The following is an 18,127-nucleotide window of genomic DNA, read 5'->3' on the forward strand; positions in this document are numbered from 1 at the left end:
TCTGTATATTGACAGGCGATCTGCTCGGTGTACTCTTGGAATAAAGGTGATATTAAAAACTAAAACGTCTCGATCGGATTAGAAAACCAGCGGTTCAAAGGAGTCGATCAAAGGCTCCGATTTCGATAACAACTTCCGCCGGTATCCCAAAGCCAGCGGCATCCAATAACAACAACTTGCCAAGAGGGGGCTGATTTGAACCTCTTTTTCCAGAACATCGTGAACGGGCTGACGCTCGGGAGCATCTACGGTCTCGTAGCGCTCGGGCTGACCCTGGTTTACGGCATCCTGCATATTCCCAACTTCGCCCATGGCGCGCTCTATATGGTCGGCGCGTTCATGTCGTACTTCTTCATGGTGGATCTCGGTGCGCATTACTGGATCGCCATGCTGGGTTCTGCCGCGGTCGTCGCGGTGCTGGCCGTGCTCTGTGAGCGGCTGGTGTTCCATCCCCTGCGGCATTCGCCGCCCATCCACGACAAGATCGCCGCCATCGGCATCCTGCTGTTCCTGGAAGCGGTGGTGCAGATGCTCTGGGGAGCGGACTTCCGCCGCATGACCACGCCGTTCATGGGCATCATGAACTTCGACGGGCTGATCATCCCGCAGCAGCGGGCGCTGATCATCGTCGGCGCCATCGTGCTGGTGATCGCCCTGCAGTGGTTCCTGCGCAAGACCATGACCGGCGCCACCATCGTTGCCATGGCCCAGAGTCGCGAGGGCGCCTTCCTGGTGGGCATCGACGCCAACCGGGTGGCGATGATGACCTTCGCCATCTCCGGCATCCTGGCCGCCTTCGCCGCCACGCTTTACGCGCCGATCAACCTGGTGTACCCGGCCATGGGCCACGTGGTGATCATGAAGGCCTTCGTCATCATCATCCTCGGCGGTATGGGCAGCATTCCCGGTGCCATCGTCGGCGGCATGATCATCGGCTTCGCCGAAGCCTTCGGCGGCTTCTACATCTCCAGCAGTTACAAGGACATCATCGCGTTCGGCCTGCTCGTGGCGATCCTGTCCTTCCGTCCGCAAGGTTTGTTCGCGAAGGGGGCGCACTGATCATGTTGAAATTCGCATCCCTGCTCACTCAGCCGGCGACCAAGTACGCCCTGATTGTCCTGGCGCTGCTGTTCCCGCTGGTCGCCAGCAACGAGTACCAGGTCTACGTCATGGCGTCGGCCTTCATCTGGGCCATTGCGGTCTACGGCCTGAACATCATCACCGGCTACTGCGGCCAGCTGAACCTGGCTCACGGCGGTTTCTTCGCCCTGGGCGCCTACACCCTGGGCCTGCTCAGCGCGGATTATGGCTGGAGTTTCTGGCCGGCGTTCGCCGCCGCGCTGGTGATGACCGCTTTCATCGGTCTGCTGGTGGGCGTGGTGTCCCTGCGCCTGAAGGAGCACTACTTCGCCATCTTCACCCTGTGCGTGGGCTTCATCATGTACATGCTGATGGACAAGTGGGAGGAACTGACCCATGGCCCCATCGGCGTGCGTGACATCGCCGCACCCCACGGCTTCGGCCTGGTGGATTTCACCGAGACCACACCCTTCTACTACCTGGTGCTGGCGTTCCTGGTGTTCGCCATGTGGTTCATGGGCAAGCTGTCCCGTTCCCTGCTGGGCCGGACCTTCATGGCCATCCGCAACGGTGACGAGCTGGCCCAGTCCCTGGGCATCAACCTGATGCGCAACAAGACGATGGCGTTCGTGCTGTCCACCACCTACGCCGGTATGGCCGGGGCCCTGTACGCGGGCATGGTGCGCTTCATCGGGCCCGAGGACGGCAACATCCTGCACACCTTCGACATGATCACCTACCTGCTGGTGGGCGGCATCGGCACCCTGTCCGGCCCGCTGGTCGGCACCCTGGGCATCGTCTGGCTGACCCAGTCCCTGCAGTTCCTGGAAGAGTACCGGATGATCCTGTTCGGTCCGCTGCTGGTGATCCTAGTGATCTTCTTCCCCCGCGGCATCGTGGGCTCCTTCCTCGGCTGGCTGCATCGTCGCGCCCAAAGTGCCGCATTGCCGGCGGCCAAGAAGAAGGAAAGCCGAATCCAGACCGGCAAGGGGGTCGAGAACAATGCTTAAGATCGAGAACCTGACCAAGATGTTCGGTGGCCTGGCGGCGGTGAACGACGTGTCCGTCGAGTTCGAAGCCAACAAGGTCAACGCCATCATCGGGCCCAACGGCGCTGGCAAGAGCACCTTTTTCAACCTGGTGGCCGGCACCCACAAGCCGACCTCCGGGCGCATCATCCTCGATGGCGAGGACATCACGCCGCTGCGCTGCGACTTTATCGCCCAGCGCGGGGTGGGGCGCACCTTCCAGACCACCAACCTGTTCGAGCAGGCGACGGTGCTGGATAACCTGATCGTCGGTCACCGGCTGCGCACAACCTCCGGCCTGTGGGACGTGCTGATCAACTCGAAGCGCCTGCGCGCGGAAGAGAAAGCCTGTCGCGACAAGGCCCGGGAAGCGCTCGATTTCGTCGGCCTGAGCCATGTGGAAAACCGCTTCATTGCCGACATCACCCAGGAGGAGCGCAAGCGCGTGGCGTTTGCCCTGGCCCTGGCCACCGATCCCAAGATCGTGCTGCTCGACGAGCCCGCCGCCGGGGTGAACCCGGAGGAGACCGAGGGCCTGGCCGACCTGATGCGCAAGATGGTCAACCACGGCCTCACGGTGTGCCTGATCGAGCACAAGATGGACATGATCATGGGCATCGCCGACAAGATCATGGTGCTCGACCACGGCGAGAAGATCGCCGAAGGCACACCCAAGGAAGTCCGGGAGAACCCGGTCGTGATCGAAGCCTACCTGGGGAGTGACGAAGATGCTGCAGCTTAGAAACGTCGACGTCTGCTACGGCAGCTTCAAGGCGCTCAGCCAAATCTCGATGACCGTGGACTCCGGTGAGCTGGTGGTGCTGCTGGGAGCCAACGGTGCCGGCAAATCCAGCCTGTTCAACGCCATCAGCGGCCTCAACAGGCCGGCCGCCGGCGAGATCGAGTTCGAGGGCCAGCGCCTGGATGGGCTCAAGCCCAGCGGCATCGTGTCCGCCGGCGTGGTCCAGTGCGCCGAGGGGCGCAAGCTGTTCCCGCAGATGAGCGTGATGCAGAACCTGATGATGGGTGCCTACGTGCATCGCCGGGACAAGGCGGGCAACAGGAAGCACCTGGAAGAGGTGCTGGAACTGTATCCGATCCTGCGCGAGAAGGCGGATGAGCCGGCGGGGTCCCTGTCCGGCGGTCAGCAGCAGATGGTGGCCATCGGCCGCGCCCTGATGAGCCGGCCGCGGCTGCTGATGCTGGACGAACCCTCCCTCGGCCTGGCCCCGCTGGTGGTGCGCCAGATGTTCGAAACCATCCAGAAAATCAACCGCCTGGGCACCACGGTGCTGCTGGCGGAACAGAATGCGTTTGCGGCCCTGAAGATTGCCACCCGGGCCTACGTGATGGAGAACGGCCAACTGGTCATGGAAGGCGACCGGGACACCATGCTGGGCAATGAAGAGGTCCGCAAAGCGTATATCGGCGCTTAAGGAGCCCGTCAGAAAAGATCGACCTGGAACGCGATAAATCCAACAACAAGACGCAATACCCAAGGAGAACACAATGAAAATGCTGAAAAAACTTGGTCGTGCCGTTGCCGTTGCGACACTGGGGGCGGGGTTGTCCACCGGTGCCATGGCGGAATCCACTGTGAACATCGGCTTTACCGGCCCGCTCAGTGGCGGCGCCGCGCTGTACGGTGAGAACACCCTGTCCGGCCTGCGTATGGCGGCGGACGAAATCAACAGCAGCGGTGGTTTCCAGATCGACGGCGAGACCTACAAGCTTAACCTGATCTCCCTGGACGATCGTTATTCCCCGTCCCAGGCGGCGACGAACGCCAAGCGCCTGAAGCAGGAATCCAACGTGCCGGCCGTCTTCGTGCCGCATTCCGGTGGCGTGTTCGCGCTGCAGGACTTCAATGAAAAGGACGACTTCCTGGTAATGGCGTACACCAGCGTGCCGACGGTCACCGAGAAGGGCAACAGCCTGACTCTCCGTATCCCGCCGACCTTCGACGGCTACGTGCGCGCCTTCACCAACTACGCCCTGGGTCACGAGGGCAAGAAGCTGGCCATGGGCGGCGCCACCCACGAGTACGCCAAGATCTGGGCCAAGATGATCGAGCAGGAATGGACCGGCAAGGGTGGTGAAGTGGTTGCCCAGAACCCGATGGACTACAACAAGTCCGCCGACTTCTACACCGGCGTCAGCCGTCTGGTGGCGTCCAACCCGGACGTGATGTTCGTCGGCGGTGCCTCCGAGCCCACCGGTCTGGTGGTCCAGCAGGCACGCCAACTGGGCTTCCAGGGTGGCTTCATCGTCATGGACCAGGCCAAGATCGACGAAGTGGCCAATGTGGCCGGCGGTGTGGAGATGATGGAAGGCGCCATCGGCGTGGTGCCGCTGTCGGTGTATGAAACCGCCGCCGCGCAGGACTTCATCAAGCGCTACCAGGCTGAGTACGACAAGATGCCGGGCTCCGAAGCCGCCTACAACTACCTGGCCATGTACGGCCTGGTGAAGGCGATGGAACTGGCCGGCACCACCGAAGCCAAGGCCGTGCGCGCCAAGATGGGCGAGGCCATGGGCCAGCTCAAGCCGGAGCATAACCCGTACGAAGTCACCACCGTGACCGACAAGGGCGGCTTTGTCACTGAAACCACCCTGGCGGTGGTGGAAGACGGCAAGATCGTGCAGAAGCCGATCGAAGGCGAGTAATCGTCGGCTAGGAGAAAAGGGGCCTATGGATGGCCCCTTTTTTGTTGGCCCGACTGCCTAGCGCACGTACATCACCAGGTTCTCCGCCACACAGGCGGGTTTGTCCTCACCCTCGATCTGCACCTCGGTATTGTAGGTGGCCAGCACGCGTTGCTCGTCCACCGCGCTGACGTCCTTCAGGGTGACCGCGGTACGGATGTCCGAGCCGGATTTGACCGCTGCCGGGAAGCGCAGCTTGTTGAGGCCGTAGTTGATGCTGGCGGTGGTGCCGGTGACGTGCATTGCCCCCTGGTTGAGCAGGGGAATCAGGGACACGGTCAGGAAGCCGTGGGCCACCGGGCTTTTCCAGGGGGCTTCCCGCGTCGCCCGCTCCACGTCCACGTGGATCCACTGGTGATCGCCAGTGGCGTCGGCGAAGGCCTGGATCATGTCCTGGGACACGGTTTTCCAGGGGCTGTGGCCGATCAGCTGGCCGCGGTATTGAGACAGGTCATCCAGGGCAATCTCTTTCATGTCGAATCCTGTTTTTGTTTGATTTAGTTTCGCACTGTAATACTTGATTTCGCATTCATTCTGGCGAACCGGTCAGCCGGGTGCAACCGCTTTGACGGCGCCCGCTTAGGCCCCATCAAGTATTCAAGCCACACGATAAGGAGAGCACGAACATGGCCAGCAACCAGCAGATTATCCTCGCCGAGCGTCCCACCGGGATGCCGGACGACAGCCACCTGGTCCTGCGGGAGGCGCCCATGCCGGAGCCGGCCGAGGGCGAGGTGCTGCTCAGAACGATCTACCTGTCGCTCGACCCGTACATGCGCGGTCGTATGTCCTCGGCGGCGTCCTACGCCAACCCGGTGGAGCTGGGGGACGTGATGACCGGCGGCACCGTCAGCGAGGTGGTGGAAAGTCATTTCGATGGCCTTGAGCCCGGCGACCTGGTGCTCAGTCACAGCGGCTGGCAGAGCTATGCCACCGCGCCGGGCAAGGCCCTGCGTAAGCTGGACCCGCAGGCAGCTCCCATCTCCACCGCGGTGGGTGTGATGGGCATGCCGGGCTTCACCGCCTACGTCGGCCTGCTCGATCTGGGCCAGCCCAAAGCCGGCGAGACCGTGGTGGTTTCCGCCGCTGCCGGGGCCGTGGGGCAGGTGGTCGGCCAGATCGCGAAGATCCAGGGCTGTCGCGTGGTGGGCGTGGCCGGCGCCGACGACAAGTGTCAGCACGTGGTGGACACCTACGGGTTCGATGCCTGCGTGAACTACAAGGACGACGACTTCGAAGCCCAGCTCGACAAAGCCTGCCCCGATGGCATCGATGTCTACTTCGAGAACGTCGGCGGCAAGGTGTTCGACGCGGTGATGAAGCGGGTCAATGTGTTCGCCCGCATCCCGGTGTGTGGCCGCATCGCCCATTACAACCAGACCGAACTGCCCGAAGGGCCGGATCGCCTGATTCCGTTCATGGGCAAGGTGCTGGTCAAGCGACTGATGCTGCGCGGCTTTATCCAGACCGATCACCTCGAACGCCAGCCGGATTTCCTTGAGGACATGGCGGGCTGGATTCGCGATGGCAAAGTGCAGTACCAGGAGGACATCGTCGACGGGCTGGAAAACGCGGTGAGTGCTTTTCAGGGGCTGCTGGAAGGCAGGAACCGGGGCAAGATGCTGGTTCGGGTGGCTGATGACCCGACTCGCAAGGCCTGATGTCGGCTTTTAATGTAGCCGACGCTTCAGCTTCGGAGCGGACAACAGTCCGCCGGACTTATCCGGGAGCCTCACGGCTCCTCCGAAGCTAAAGCATCGGCTACATCCTCGGAGACGCCTTAAACGGCGTACCCCGGGTTCTTGCTGTCCAGCAGCCGCAGCAGCGCCGGCCAGGTCAGCTTCGCCGCCTTGCCCAGCGACTGGGACTGCTCGCGCGTGGTTTCGATCGCTGCGTCCGTTGGCATGAAAGTCGGCCCACACGCCTGTGCCTTCACCTGGATCTCGCACGCCTTCATCAGGAAATAGAGGTAGGTGAAGGTTTCGGGCACGTCGTGACCGGCGGTCAGAATGCCGTGATTGCGCAGGATCAGCATTGATTTGTTGCCAATGTCGGCGATCAGGCGCTCCCGCTCGTCCAGGTTCAGGGCCACGCCCTCGTAGTCGTGGTAGGCCACGTGATCCAGGCACAGCATGGCGGTCTGGCTCAACGGCAGCAGGCCGTCGCGATGGGCGGATACCGCCACCCCGTCCGCCGCGTGCAGGTGCATGACGGCACCGGCGTCGTCCCGCCCCATGTGAATCGCGCTGTGTATGGTGAATCCGGCCGGATTAACGCGTGCGAGTCCGCCGGCCTCCACCACCTGACCTTCCTGATCCACCTTCACCAGCGACGACGCGGTGATTTCGTGGAACAGTAGCCCGTAAGGGTTGATCAGAAAGTGATGCTCGGGGCCGGGGACCCGTGCCGACAGGTGAGTGAACACCAGGTCGTCCCAGCCGAACAGCGCTACCAGCCGATAGGCCGCGGCCAGGTCGCACCGGGCCTGCCATTCCTGTTTGCGCAATGCCTTGTCCTGTTCTTGTTGTTGGGGGGATTGCATAAGGCCTCCTTTATCGTGAGGGCGGGAGTGGGCGGCTCCGTAAGGTGTCGCAGAAGCTTTGGCTTCTGAGCCACCAGTGGTGGCCGGACCGTATTGATTCCCTCGTCTCTGGTTACGAGGCGGGTTATCCGTCTCATGGTGACGCCCTGAGGGGCGCTCCGAAACCAGAGTTTCGGCTACATTCAAGGCCGCTTTGAGCAAGCCGTGAGACGAAAAAGGGGGCGGCAAAGCCGCCCCCGTAAAATTGGGTCTCCAAGGGGATTGGCGCCCTTCGGGCAGAACAGGCACCGGAGACCCAGCTCCTCGCACAGAGAACGGTTTGGCGTTTACGAGGCTTCCAGCAGGCCCGCGTAACGCTCCAGGTGGTGATCGTCGTCACCGAACTGGTGATTGATCATGATCAGACGCTTGGCGTAGTGGGCCAGGCTGTATTCCCAGGTCATGCCGATGCCGCCGTGCAGCTGGATCGCCTGTTCGGCGATGAACTGACCGGCGCGGCCGGTCACGTTCTTGGCGGCGGCCAGGATGCGGTCGCGCTCGTCGCTGGCGTCGTCGTTGGCCACGCTGGCGGCCAGGATCGACATGGAGCGGGCCTGTTCCAGCTCCGAGCTCATATCGACCATGCGATGCTGCAGCACCTGGAACTTGCCGATGGGTACGCCGAACTGTTTGCGCGTCTTGAGGTATTCAAGAGTGAGCTTGATCGACTCTTCCATCGCGCCCACCGCTTCGGCGCAGAGCGCGGCCACGGCACGGCCGGCCTGGTACTGGATCACGGGACCGGCCTGGCCCTCGGCACCGATCAGCGCATCGGCGCCCACCTGTACGTTGTTCAGGAACACGTCACAGCCCTTGGCGCCGTCCATGGTCGGGTAGACCCGGCGTTCCACGCCCTCGGCGTTGGGATCGACGGCGAACAGGGACACGCCGCTGTCGTCGCGGCTGTCGCCGCCGGTGCGGGCCGAAACCAGGATCAGGTCAGCCGCGTGGCCGCCGATCAGTACGCCCTTGCGACCGTTCAGGACATAGCCGTCGCCGGACTTCTCGGCGCGGGTCTCGACGTCGTTCAGGTTGTAGTGGCTCTGGGGTTCGTCCAGGCCCACGACGATTTTCAGTTCGCCGGTGGCGATGCGGCTCAGCCAGTCTTCCTTCTGGTTGTCGCTGCCCGCCTGACTGATCAGGCCCCCGGCCAGCACCACCGTCTGCATGTACGGTTCCAGGCACAGGCCGCGACCCAGCTCGGTCATCACCGACTGTACGTCCACGCCGGAGCCGCCGAAGCCACCCAGCTCTTCCGGGAAGGGCACGGCGCACAGGCCCAGCTCACCCAGCTGTTTCCAGAAGTCCTCGCTGTAGCCCTGTTCGCTTTCGCTGAATTTCAGGCGCTTTTCGAATTCGTACTCACCGCGGACCAGGCGCGCCACGGTGTCCTGCAGCATCTGCTGCTCTTCATTCAGATTGAAGTCCATGGGTGCCTCCTTACAGTCCGAGAATCATCTTGGTGACAATGTTCTTCTGGATCTCGTTGGATCCGCCGAAGATCGACAGCTTGCGCATGTTGAAATACTGCGGTGACAGCGCGGCGCCGTCCTCGTCGGACAGGTGCTCGCCCTCGTAGGCCAGATCCAGCTCCTCTTCCACGAACGGCTGGGCGTAGGGCCCCAGGGCACGGCGGGACAGGTCGGTGATGGTCTGGCGGATCTCGGTACCGCGGACTTTCAGCATGGAACTCTCGGCACCCGGCACGCCGCCGCCTTCAACCGAGGCGATGATGCGCAGGTTGCTGATGGAGGCGGCCATCAGGTCGATCTCCACCTGGGCGATGCGTTGCGCGAAGGTCGGGTCCTCGATCAGCGGGCGACCGTTCTTCTGCTGGCGGCCGGCGATGGCCTTGAGGTGGCTCAGTGCCGCCTTGGAAGCGCCGATGCCGGCCAGGCCGGTACGTTCGTAGGTGAGCAGGTACTTGGCGTAGGTCCAGCCCTTGTCTTCTTCACCCACGAGGTTGTACACAGGCACTTTGACGTCGTCGAAGAAGACTTCGTTGACCTCGTGCTCGCCGTCCAGGGTGATGATCGGGCGCACGGTCACGCCCGGGGTGTCCATGTCGATCAGCAGGAAGGAGATGCCTTCCTGGGCTTTCACCTCGGTGTTGGTGCGCACCAGGCAGAAAATCATGTTGGCGTGCTGGCCCAGGGTGGTCCAGGTCTTCTGGCCGTTGACGATGTAGTGATCGCCGTCGCGCACCGCGCGGGTCTTCAGGGACGCCAGATCGGAGCCGGAGCCGGGCTCGGAGTAGCCCTGGCACCACCAGTGCTCGCCGCTGAGGATGCGCGGCAGGTAGTGCTGTTTCTGTTCTTCACTGCCGAACTTGATGATCACCGGCGCCACCATGTTCACGCCGAAGGGGATCGAGCGGGGCGCGCCGTAGCGGCAGGACTCTTCGTCCCAGATGTGTTTCTGCACGGCCGTCCATTTCACACCGCCGTATTCTTCCGGCCAGTGGGTGGCGTACCAGCCCTGCTTGACCAGGATCTGTTGCCAGCGCTCGTGGTCGGCGCGGCTCATGCGGCGCCCCTGCTTCACCTTGGCAGCGATGTCCGCCGGCAGTTTTTCCTCGAGGAAGGTCCGGACGTCGTCCCGGAAGGCCAGCTCATCGGCCGTGTAGTTCATGTTCATCGATCAACCTCTCGGTGCGTTCTCTTGTTGTTGAGACTTTTTTGAACCCTTTTGAGCCCCTCATCGAGCTGAGGGCTCTCATTGAGCTCGTGGCGTCGAGATTCATTGCGAGACCGGTTTTGCATTAATGCGAAAACAGATACCGCATAGCAGAATTAAGGTAAGGATGAATGAAGGGGTTTGGCCTGTCAATTGCCCAGATCATGATCTTTTACAGAAAAAGCACGTTGCTGGGCAAAATTTGGTTTTAAAAGGTTGAGGATGGAAAGTGCTTTGTCTATATTCGAAAACACGGAAGCCGGTATTGCTTAGCGGAACTGAAAATACAAAAAGTACCGCATAGCGAAACTCAGGGACGAGCAGTGATCGAACCGGCGCTCTAAAAACAACAACCAAGCACCCGGGAGGACGCGCCGACCCAAACGGCGTCTCAAGGCGTCAGAGCAAGGCGGTCTGCAACTTCCAGCGATACAACAACAAGAGACGAGGTTTGCAATGACAACAAAAATGGGCTCATTCCGAGCACATCCCCTCACCCGTGCCGTTACCCTGGCAACCTTCCCTCTGCTGGCGGCCATGGCCACCACGGCGGCCGCCCAGGATTCCCAGGACGAAGAAATGGAACAGCTGCGCCAGCGCGTGGAGCAGTTGGAAAACACTCTGCAGGGCGCTGTGTCGTCCGCCCCCGAACTGCGTGAGGACGAACCCTATATCCTGCGCGAGGGCGATGGTCTGAAGATCGGTGATACCACCATTTCCTTCGGCGGCTTCATCAAGGCCGATGCGTTCTTCGGGTCCGGCGGTGATGGCACGGTCAACACCTACTCGGTCGGTCTGCCCCGTAACTTCGCCGCAGCGGCCAACTCCGGCAGCAACGAGTGGAAAACCGGTTTCTCCGCCCGGGAGTCGCGCTTCAGCTTCGGTACCCAGACCGCCGATGTGGCCGGTCACACCCTGCGCACCTACCTGGAGATGGACTTCAACCAGGCCGACGACTCCGATGGCAACGAGGTGGTGTCCAACAGCTACGCCCCGCGTCTGCGTCAGGCCTACGGTAACTGGAATGGCTGGGAATTCGGTCAGACCTACACCACCTTCTCCGACCTGGCGGCGCTGCCGGAAATCCTGAACCAGGGCAAGATGGCGGCGTTCCTCTATGTCACCCAGCCCCTGATCCGTTACAACATGGCGGCGCCGGGCGGCAAGTTCAGTGTGGCGCTGGAAAACCCGGAAGACGGCTTCGGCACCACCTCCTATGACGACCAGTCCTATCCGGACCTGACCGCCCGCTACCAGCTGCGCTCAAAGTACGGTATCTACTCCATTACCGGCCTGCTGCGTAACCTGGAAGACGATGACGCGGACGACGAGGATCTGGCCGGTGCCGTGGCGTTGAGCGCGCGCATCCCGACCTTCGGCAAGGACGACCTGCGCATGCAGTACAGCTACGGTGCGCTGGGCCGCTACATGGGTCTGTTCACCTACCCGGACGTGGACCTGGGCGCCCAGGCGGCGGGTGAAGTGGACGCGCTGAACGTCTACGGCGCCACCGTGGCGTACCGTCATTTCTGGACGCCGACCTGGCGCTCCAGCGTCGTGGGGTCACACACCGAGATTGTCGACGACCTGGCGTTCTCGCCGTCCGGTACGCTGAGTTACTTCGATTCCAGTACCTCGGCCCACGTCAACCTGATCTGGCAGGCCCACAAGAACCTGGAGCTGGGCGTGGAATACGCCTACTGGGACTTTGGCGAGATCGCCACCGACGGCAGCCAGCAGTATGAGCAGGTTATGGCGTCGGCCAAGATGTCCTTCTGATCAACCGACCGCGGATAGAGAAAGGGGCCGGCTCGACCGGCCCGCCTTCTGATTTATCTCAGGTACTCCGTCGTTTTGCCCATTGCCCCGGCGCGTTTGCTCCGGGGCTTTTTTGTGGGTGCCGGTGGGGATCGTCGGGGCAATGTAGCAGAAGCTTAAGCTTCTGAGGCGCCGTTGGCGCCCCGCGTGTTGAGTCGCGTTCCGGGGCATCCGGCCGTCCGGAGGACGGCTTGGAAGCCAAAGCGTCTGCTCGATTGATGGTCTTCCGCAGCGCTCAGCGCCGTAACGCAAACGCCACTGTCTTCACCAGTGCCGTCACGGTCTGCCCCGGGGCCAGTGCCATCTCCTCGAAGGATTTCCGCGTCAGCCTCGCTCGCAGCGCCTGCTCGCCCACCTGCAGCCGTACTTCAATGGCGGCGGGGCTGTCAGGCAGGGTGTCGGTGTCGGTGATGCGCGCCTGCAGCTGGTTGCGGTAGGACGAGTCGGTCTGTGGTGCCAGCGCCAGGGCCACGTCCCGCACCGGGATGCGCAAGCGCAGGCGCTCGCCGAGCCCGGCCTCGACCGCGGGGATGGTGAGAAGCTGGCCGTCGTCGAGTGCGAGCTGCGTCAGGCCGTAGGCGGTGTCCTGGGCATCTACCCGGGCATCGAGCACCGACGCGGCGTCGAACCCACCCAGATAGCGGGTCAGCTCGAAGCGCATCAGCAGGTCGTCCAACGGGCCGTCCGCCACCACGCGTCCGGCATCCATCAGCACCAGGTGATCGGCGATGGCGGTCAGCTCTTCCGGATCGTGACTGACGTAGACAATGGGAATGTCGATGTCCCGGGCCAGGCGCAGGATGAAGTGCAGCAGCTCCTGCTTGCGGGCGCCATCCAGGCCGGTCAGGGGTTCGTCCATCAGCAGCAGGCGCGGGTTGCTGAGCAGGGCGCGGCCGATGGCCACCCGACGCGCTTCGCCGCCGGACAGGGTGGCGGGGAAGCGATCCAGCAGTTGAGCGATGCCGAGCAGGTCGACAATGTCGCCGAAACGCGCGGCGTCCGGCCGGGGCATGCCGTAGGTGAGGTTGCCGCGCACACGGTAGTGGGGGAACAGGCGGGCTTCCTGGAACACCACGCCCAGCCGGCGGCGATGGGGGGGCACAAAGACGCCCGCGCCGCGATCCACCAGGGTGTCGTCGCCCAGGCGGATCGCGCCGCTCTCGGGCTTGTCCAGACCGGCGATCAGGCGCAGCAGGCTGGTCTTGCCGCTGCCGGAGACACCGAACAGGGCGGTGACGCCGGAACCGGGCAGCGTCAGCTCGGCGCGCAGCCGGAAGTCCCCCTGGCGATGATCGACCTGTAATTCCAGCGGTGCGGCTTCCTTCATCGGGTGGGCGTCAGTCATCGCGTCCTCTCAGGCGGCGACGGGCCCGGCGTGCCAGCCATTCCGAGGCGATCAGCGACACCATGGCAATGACGATGGACAGCACGCACAGCCGCGCCGCGGCGCTCTCGGCCCCCGGCGTCTGGATCAGGGTGTAGAGCGCCAGCGGCAGGGTACGGGTCTCGCCCGGAATGTTGGCGGCGAAGGTGATGGTGGCGCCGAACTCCGACAGGGCGCGGGCGAAGGCCAGCACGGAGCCGGTAAGCAGCCCGGGCAGGGTCAGCGGCAGTGTGATGGTGAACAGCACGCGCCAGCGGCCGGCGCCGAGGGTACTGGCGGCGGCTTCGAGCTGGGTGTCCACCGCTTCCAGCGACAGCCGCACCGAACGCACCAGCAGCGGAAATGCCATGACGCCGGCGGCCAAGGCCGCGCCCTGCCAGGTGAACGGCAGCTGAATGCCGAAGGTGCTGTCCAGCCATTGCCCCAGGAACCCGCGCCGGCCCAGGGCCACCAGCAGCAGGTAACCCACCACCACCGGCGGCAGCACCAGCGGCAGGTGCAACAGCCCGTCGAGCAGCGCCTTGCCCGGAAAGGTGCGGCGCGCCATCAGCCAGGCGAGGGCAATCCCCGGGACCAGGATCCAGGCCAGGGCGCTGCCGGCCACCTGCAGGCTGATGCGGATGGCGTCCCATTCGGCGGGCGTCAGCATGGTGATCAGTGCTCGGCCGCCAGGGGCGAGAAGCCGAAGCGCTGGAAGATGGTCATGGCCTCTGGTCCGGCCAGCCAGCGGCGGAAGTTATCCACAGCGTCGCTGTGGGACGGACCGATCAGCGCCGCCGGGTAGGTGATGGTCTTGTGGCTGGACTCTGGGAACAGGCCCAACTGGCGCACCGTGTCACTGGCTTTGGCGTCGGTCTGGTAGACGATGCCCAGCGGCGTTTCGCCGCGCTCGACCAGGGCCAGCGCCGCACGCACGTTATCGCCCCGGGCCAGGCGGGCCTGCAGGTCATCCCACTCGCCCAGGTTCTGCAGCGCCTGCTTGGCGTAGATACCGGCGGGCACGTGATCCGGGTCGCCCACGGCGATCCGTTCGTCGGGCCGCAGCAGGCTGGCGATGGGCTGGCCGGTGCCCGGGGTAAAGTCCTGCGTCGCACTGTCTTTCGGAGCGATCAGCGACAGCCGGTTCTGCAGCAGGTCAGCGCGCTGGTTGAGCGTCACGCCCTGGGCGGCGAGCCAGTCCATCCACTTTTCGTTGGCGGAGAAGTACAGATCCGCCGGGGCGCCATTGGCGACCTGGCGGGCCAGGGTGGACGACGAGGCATAGACCGGCACGACGTCGGCATCATGGTCCGCCTCGTAGGTCTCGGCCACCGCGTCCATGGCGTCGGTCAGGGACGCGGCGGCATAGACGTTGATACGGGGGGCTGCGGTGCTGGAGCCGGCGAACAGCAGGCCGGCCAGTGACAGGAGAAGAGCACGAAAGAGCATGATGGCTACCGTTATGTATAAATGGAAATAACGGAATCACTATAGCGGCTGATCGACAGGGCGCCAACCGGTGCCTATTGATCCGGGTCGTCTGCCAGCAGGGTCATCAGGGCCTGGGCTTCGGGGGTGGCTTCCGGGGCCATGCGGGCTTCCAGGGCGCGAAATTGCGCCAGCACCTGCCGGCCGAGATCGGTCAGCTCGGCGCCGCCATGCCGGCTGCCGCCGGTGGCGGTCGTGATCACCGGTTCCCGGAAATGCTGGTTCATGGTGTGGATCAGTTGCCAGGCTTTCTTGTAGCTCAGCTTCATCTCGCGGGTGGCCGAGGCTATCGATCCGGTGCGGCCCACCGCCTCCAGCAGGTCCGCCTTGCCCGGGCCGATGACCACATCCTTGCCGGACACGAGACGAAGCTGGAAGCGGGGCTGTTTATGGAGGGTGCGGGTCATGCCGGTCTTCTCTGCTGAAAAGACCGGTTCTACCACGATGTTGGCGGGAGCGACAGTCGGCGGCCCCCGATCAGTCCGTTACGCGCTCGATCACGGCGGCGATCCCCTGGCCGACGCCAATGCACATACTGATCAGGGCGTAGCGGCCGCCGCTGCGCTCCAGCTGGCGCGTGGCGGTGAGGGCAATGCGCGCGCCGGATGCCCCCAGCGGATGACCCACGGCGATGGCGCCGCCATTGGGGTTGAGGCGCGAGTCGGTGGGATTGATGCCCAGTCTGGTGGTGCAGCCCAGCACCTGGGCGGCGAAGGCCTCGTTGATCTCGATCACGTCCATGTCGGCGATACCCAGTCCAGCGCGGGCCAGGGCCTTCTCGCTGGCAGGTACCGGCCCGTATCCCATGACGCGCGGTGACACGCCGGCGATGGCCGCGGAGACGATGCGCGCCCGGGGCTGCACGCCGGCTTTCTCGCCGGCCTCCCGCGACCCGACGATCAGCGCCGCCGCGCCGTCGTTGACACCGGAAGCGTTGCCGGCGGTCACCACACCGCCGTCGAACAGGGTGCGCAGCCCGGCCAGGGCTTCCAGGTCGGACTGGGGGCGCGGATGCTCGTCCCGGGCCACCGCAACCGGCGGCTTCTTGCGGCCCTGGGGCACCTCGATGGGCAGGATCTCCTCGTCGTAGAATCCGTCCTTGAGGGCCGCGTCATAGCGCGCCTGGCTCTGGGCGGCGAAGCGGTCCACCGCGTCCCGGGACAGCTCCAGCTCGCGGGCGATGTTGTCCGCCGTCTGCGGCATGGTGTCGTTGCCGAACGCGCTTTCCACGCGCGGGTTGGGGAAGCGCGCGCCGATGGTGCTGTCGAAGGCGCGGAAATCCCGGCTGAACGGGGACTCGCTCTTGGCCATCACGAACGGTGCCCGGCTCATGCTCTCCGCGCCGCCGGCGACAAACAGCTCACCCTCACCGCAGCGCACGGCCCGCGCGGCGTCGATGATGGCCGCCAGTCCGGAGCCGCACAGGCGATTGACGGTCAGGCCGCCGGCCTCGACCGGCAGACCGGCCATCAGGCCTGCGTGGCGGGCCAGGTTGCGGGCGTCCTCGCCGGCCTGGTTGGTGCAGCCGGCGATGACGTCTTCATACAGCGCCTTGTCGAAATCGTTCCGTTCGACCACGGCCTGGATGACGCTGGCCAGCAGGTCGTCGGGGCGGACCCGGGCGAGGGCGCCGGCGTGGCGGCCGAAGGGGGTTCTCAGACCATCGTAAATGTAGGCGGACATGGCATCTCCCGGATTCTTGTGGGTCTCACGTCGCAGCGGCCGGTTTGGGCAGCCGAAGTGAGACTTGTGTTGTTGGAAATGTTGCTATAGTTTCGTTAAGCGGAATTTAGTTTTGAATAATTAAAACAAGATTAATCGGGGGATTGTGCAAATGCAACCAGTGCCAGCGGCCCCTAACGAGGCGTCATGACCCGTCTGGCCCTCCCGTTCGCGGTGGTCTGCGAACTCCTGTCGTTGCTCAGCGGGTGGCGCCCGCTCAGTCTGGTGTCCGGCGGCGCGTTCCTGGTGTATTTCCTGGTCCGGCTGCCACAGCTGGAAGGCTATGCCCGCTATTTGATGTCCGTGTCCGTGCTGACGCTGGCGGGCCTGGTGCTGGCGGGGCGCCTGACGGCGGCGCAGTTGGCCGATGCGGCCTCGGCGGCGGCCTTCTACGGCGCGTTTCTGGGCAGCCTGGGCACGATGCAGTGTCTGGTAAAGCGGTTCGAGGTGCTGCGGCGGGTTCACGATGTCCTGCTGCGGGGGCGCTCGCTGTGGCTCTACCCCAAGTACGTGGCCACCAGCTGTGGGGTGGCGTCGGTGCTCAATTTCGGTGTCATGAACCTGCTCTGCGGGGCGCTCTCCGACACCCTCGATCAACGCGGCATCAGCGGCGAGTCCCGTTTGCGCTGGCTGCGCAGCGTGTTGAGCAGCACCTTGCGCGGCTTTGCGCTGGTGCCCCTGGTGGCCCCCACCAGCGTGGCCGTGGCCATCATCACGCGGGAAGTACCGTCCCTGAGCTGGAGTCAGATGCTGCCCTACAGTGCGGCGGCCGCGGTGCTGTTCCTGCTGGTGGGCTGGGCGCTCGAATTCCGGCGTTTCCGTCGGGTCAGCGCCGAGCGCACAACCCTGGACGGCTGGCCGGCGGGCACCGGGCGCCTGCTGGCGCTGGTTGCGGTGGTGTTCGGGTTGATGGCAGCGCTGGTCTGGCTGACGCCGCTGAATGTGTCCCGGGCGGCGATGTTGTCGGTCCCGGCGGTGACCTTCGTCTATCTCTGGCGCAGCGATGGCGCCGTGTCCCGGGCCGCAACGGAATGGAGTGGCAGCATCGCCGGGCTCTATAACGAGATTGCGATCTTCGCGGCGTCGGCGGGACTCGGCGTGGCCCTGTCGGCCCAGGTGCCGCCGGAGCTGCTGTCCCAGTGGCTGGAGGGTCGTGCCAGCGATGTCATGCTGGTGGCCGCCGGTGTCCTGATCCTGCCGCTGTGCGCGTCGGTCGGCATTGCGCCGATCACGGTGCTGAGCTTCCTGTCCGGACTCTTGTCGCAGCTGGTGTTGACCGGACTTGACCCGCTGCTGGTGGCGGTGTCCCTGGTGGTCGGGTTCTCCCTGGCGATGATGCTGTCGCCGTTCGGGCCTTCGGTGATGCTGCTGTCGCGGTTCGGCAAGCTGTCCCGGTGGGTGGTGGCTTTCGGCTGGAACGGCCTGTTCGCGCTGGTTTCGATACCGCTGATGCTGGCGCTGCTGTGGGGCTGTCAGTGGCTGCGTTAGGCCGCCGTGGGCGGCTTTTTCAATTTACTACATATTTCGCATGTTAAAATATAGAGCCATGAACTAAGGTGCGGTCAAGGGTATTCCGGGCGTTGGCGAAATAGCCATGAGACAAAAAGAAAGTCTGTTTCAAGTTTGGCACATATTTTGATTGATCTCGGTGGTACTCGGTGCCGA

The 18,127-nt window shown here is 64.0% G+C and carries 17 protein-coding genes; 8 read left to right on the plus strand and 9 right to left on the minus strand.

The annotated features are described in order from the left end of the window. Window positions 1-195 precede the first annotated feature (195 nt). The 5 genes from DKK67_RS00375 (at window position 196) to DKK67_RS00395 (ending at window position 4,775) form a co-directional block, all read left to right on the plus strand. Window positions 196-1,059 carry a branched-chain amino acid ABC transporter permease gene (locus DKK67_RS00375; RefSeq protein WP_111493294.1) on the plus strand — a complete coding sequence of 288 codons (864 nt, stop codon included), beginning with the start codon at window positions 196-198 and terminating at the stop codon, window positions 1,057-1,059. A 2-nt stretch (window positions 1,060-1,061) separates the two neighbouring features. Continuing rightward, window positions 1,062-2,090: a branched-chain amino acid ABC transporter permease gene (locus DKK67_RS00380; RefSeq protein ID WP_111493296.1), complete on the plus strand. Its 1,029-nt coding sequence runs from the start codon at window positions 1,062-1,064 to the stop codon at window positions 2,088-2,090. After that, complete coding sequence (locus DKK67_RS00385; protein ID WP_111493298.1) at window positions 2,083-2,850, plus strand: ABC transporter ATP-binding protein; 768 nt, start codon at window positions 2,083-2,085, stop codon at window positions 2,848-2,850. The genes DKK67_RS00380 and DKK67_RS00385 overlap by 8 nt, the downstream gene beginning before the upstream one ends. Continuing rightward, entirely contained in the window at window positions 2,837-3,544 is a 708-nt protein-coding gene (locus DKK67_RS00390) for an ABC transporter ATP-binding protein (RefSeq protein ID WP_111493300.1), read from the plus strand. Before DKK67_RS00385 ends, DKK67_RS00390 begins: the two co-directional genes overlap by 14 nt. A gap of 73 nt (window positions 3,545-3,617) precedes the next feature. Continuing rightward, complete coding sequence (locus DKK67_RS00395) at window positions 3,618-4,775, plus strand: ABC transporter substrate-binding protein (protein ID WP_111493302.1); 1,158 nt, start codon at window positions 3,618-3,620, stop codon at window positions 4,773-4,775. A gap of 57 nt (window positions 4,776-4,832) precedes the next feature. Here the strand turns inward: DKK67_RS00395 and DKK67_RS00400 are convergent, their stop codons facing one another. Next, window positions 4,833-5,288, minus strand: a complete 456-nt coding sequence (locus tag DKK67_RS00400) for a MaoC family dehydratase (RefSeq protein WP_111493304.1) — start codon at window positions 5,286-5,288, stop codon at window positions 4,833-4,835. Between the two features lie 152 nt (window positions 5,289-5,440). Here DKK67_RS00400 and DKK67_RS00405 point away from each other — a divergent pair, with 152 nt between their 5' ends. Continuing rightward, complete coding sequence (locus tag DKK67_RS00405; protein ID WP_111493306.1) at window positions 5,441-6,475, plus strand: NADP-dependent oxidoreductase; 1,035 nt, start codon at window positions 5,441-5,443, stop codon at window positions 6,473-6,475. Window positions 6,476-6,594: 119 nt separating this feature from the next. On the opposite strand, the gene DKK67_RS00410 is transcribed toward DKK67_RS00405, so the two are convergent. The 3 genes from DKK67_RS00410 to DKK67_RS00420 form a co-directional block, all read right to left on the minus strand. Next, window positions 6,595-7,356, minus strand: a complete 762-nt coding sequence (locus DKK67_RS00410; RefSeq protein WP_111493308.1) for a class II aldolase/adducin family protein — start codon at window positions 7,354-7,356, stop codon at window positions 6,595-6,597. A 326-nt stretch (window positions 7,357-7,682) separates the two neighbouring features. Continuing rightward, entirely contained in the window at window positions 7,683-8,825 is a 1,143-nt protein-coding gene (locus DKK67_RS00415) for an acyl-CoA dehydrogenase family protein (RefSeq protein WP_111493310.1), read from the minus strand. A 10-nt stretch (window positions 8,826-8,835) separates the two neighbouring features. Beyond that, window positions 8,836-10,032 carry an acyl-CoA dehydrogenase family protein gene (locus DKK67_RS00420; RefSeq protein WP_111493312.1) on the minus strand — a complete coding sequence of 399 codons (1,197 nt, stop codon included), beginning with the start codon at window positions 10,030-10,032 and terminating at the stop codon, window positions 8,836-8,838. A gap of 507 nt (window positions 10,033-10,539) precedes the next feature. Here DKK67_RS00420 and DKK67_RS00425 point away from each other — a divergent pair. Then, a complete protein-coding gene (locus DKK67_RS00425) occupies window positions 10,540-11,850 on the plus strand; it encodes a DcaP family trimeric outer membrane transporter (protein ID WP_228160477.1) in 1,311 nt (436 codons plus the stop codon). Between the two features lie 274 nt (window positions 11,851-12,124). Here the strand turns inward: DKK67_RS00425 and modC are convergent, their stop codons facing one another. The 5 genes from modC to DKK67_RS00450 all read right to left on the minus strand — a co-directional run bounded on the left by modC (window position 12,125) and on the right by DKK67_RS00450 (window position 16,423). After that, window positions 12,125-13,234 (minus strand): molybdenum ABC transporter ATP-binding protein, encoded by a 1,110-nt coding sequence (gene modC / locus DKK67_RS00430; RefSeq protein WP_204355693.1) that lies wholly within the window; start codon window positions 13,232-13,234, stop codon window positions 12,125-12,127. Next, on the minus strand, window positions 13,227-13,922 hold the full coding sequence (modB, locus tag DKK67_RS00435; protein ID WP_111493314.1) for a molybdate ABC transporter permease subunit: 696 nt from the start codon (window positions 13,920-13,922) through the stop codon (window positions 13,227-13,229). Before modB ends, modC begins: the two co-directional genes overlap by 8 nt. Before the next feature lie 5 nt (window positions 13,923-13,927). Beyond that, window positions 13,928-14,701 (minus strand): molybdate ABC transporter substrate-binding protein, encoded by a 774-nt coding sequence (gene modA / locus DKK67_RS00440; RefSeq protein ID WP_111493316.1) that lies wholly within the window; start codon window positions 14,699-14,701, stop codon window positions 13,928-13,930. Window positions 14,702-14,775: 74 nt separating this feature from the next. Beyond that, window positions 14,776-15,147 carry a winged helix-turn-helix domain-containing protein gene (locus tag DKK67_RS00445; RefSeq protein WP_111493318.1) on the minus strand — a complete coding sequence of 124 codons (372 nt, stop codon included), beginning with the start codon at window positions 15,145-15,147 and terminating at the stop codon, window positions 14,776-14,778. Between the two features lie 70 nt (window positions 15,148-15,217). After that, entirely contained in the window at window positions 15,218-16,423 is a 1,206-nt protein-coding gene (locus DKK67_RS00450) for a 3-oxoadipyl-CoA thiolase (protein WP_111493320.1), read from the minus strand. 186 nt (window positions 16,424-16,609) lie between these two features. On the opposite strand from DKK67_RS00450, the gene DKK67_RS00455 reads away from it, so the two are divergent. Further along, the gene (locus DKK67_RS00455) at window positions 16,610-17,950 is read left to right on the plus strand and encodes a hypothetical protein (protein ID WP_111493322.1); all 1,341 of its coding nucleotides are present in this window, start codon (window positions 16,610-16,612) and stop codon (window positions 17,948-17,950) included. Window positions 17,951-18,127 lie beyond the last annotated feature (177 nt).

Origin of the sequence: Marinobacter bohaiensis (assembly GCF_003258515.1) — a bacterium.
In the GTDB taxonomy this organism is placed as follows: domain Bacteria; phylum Pseudomonadota; class Gammaproteobacteria; order Pseudomonadales; family Oleiphilaceae; genus Marinobacter_A; species Marinobacter_A bohaiensis.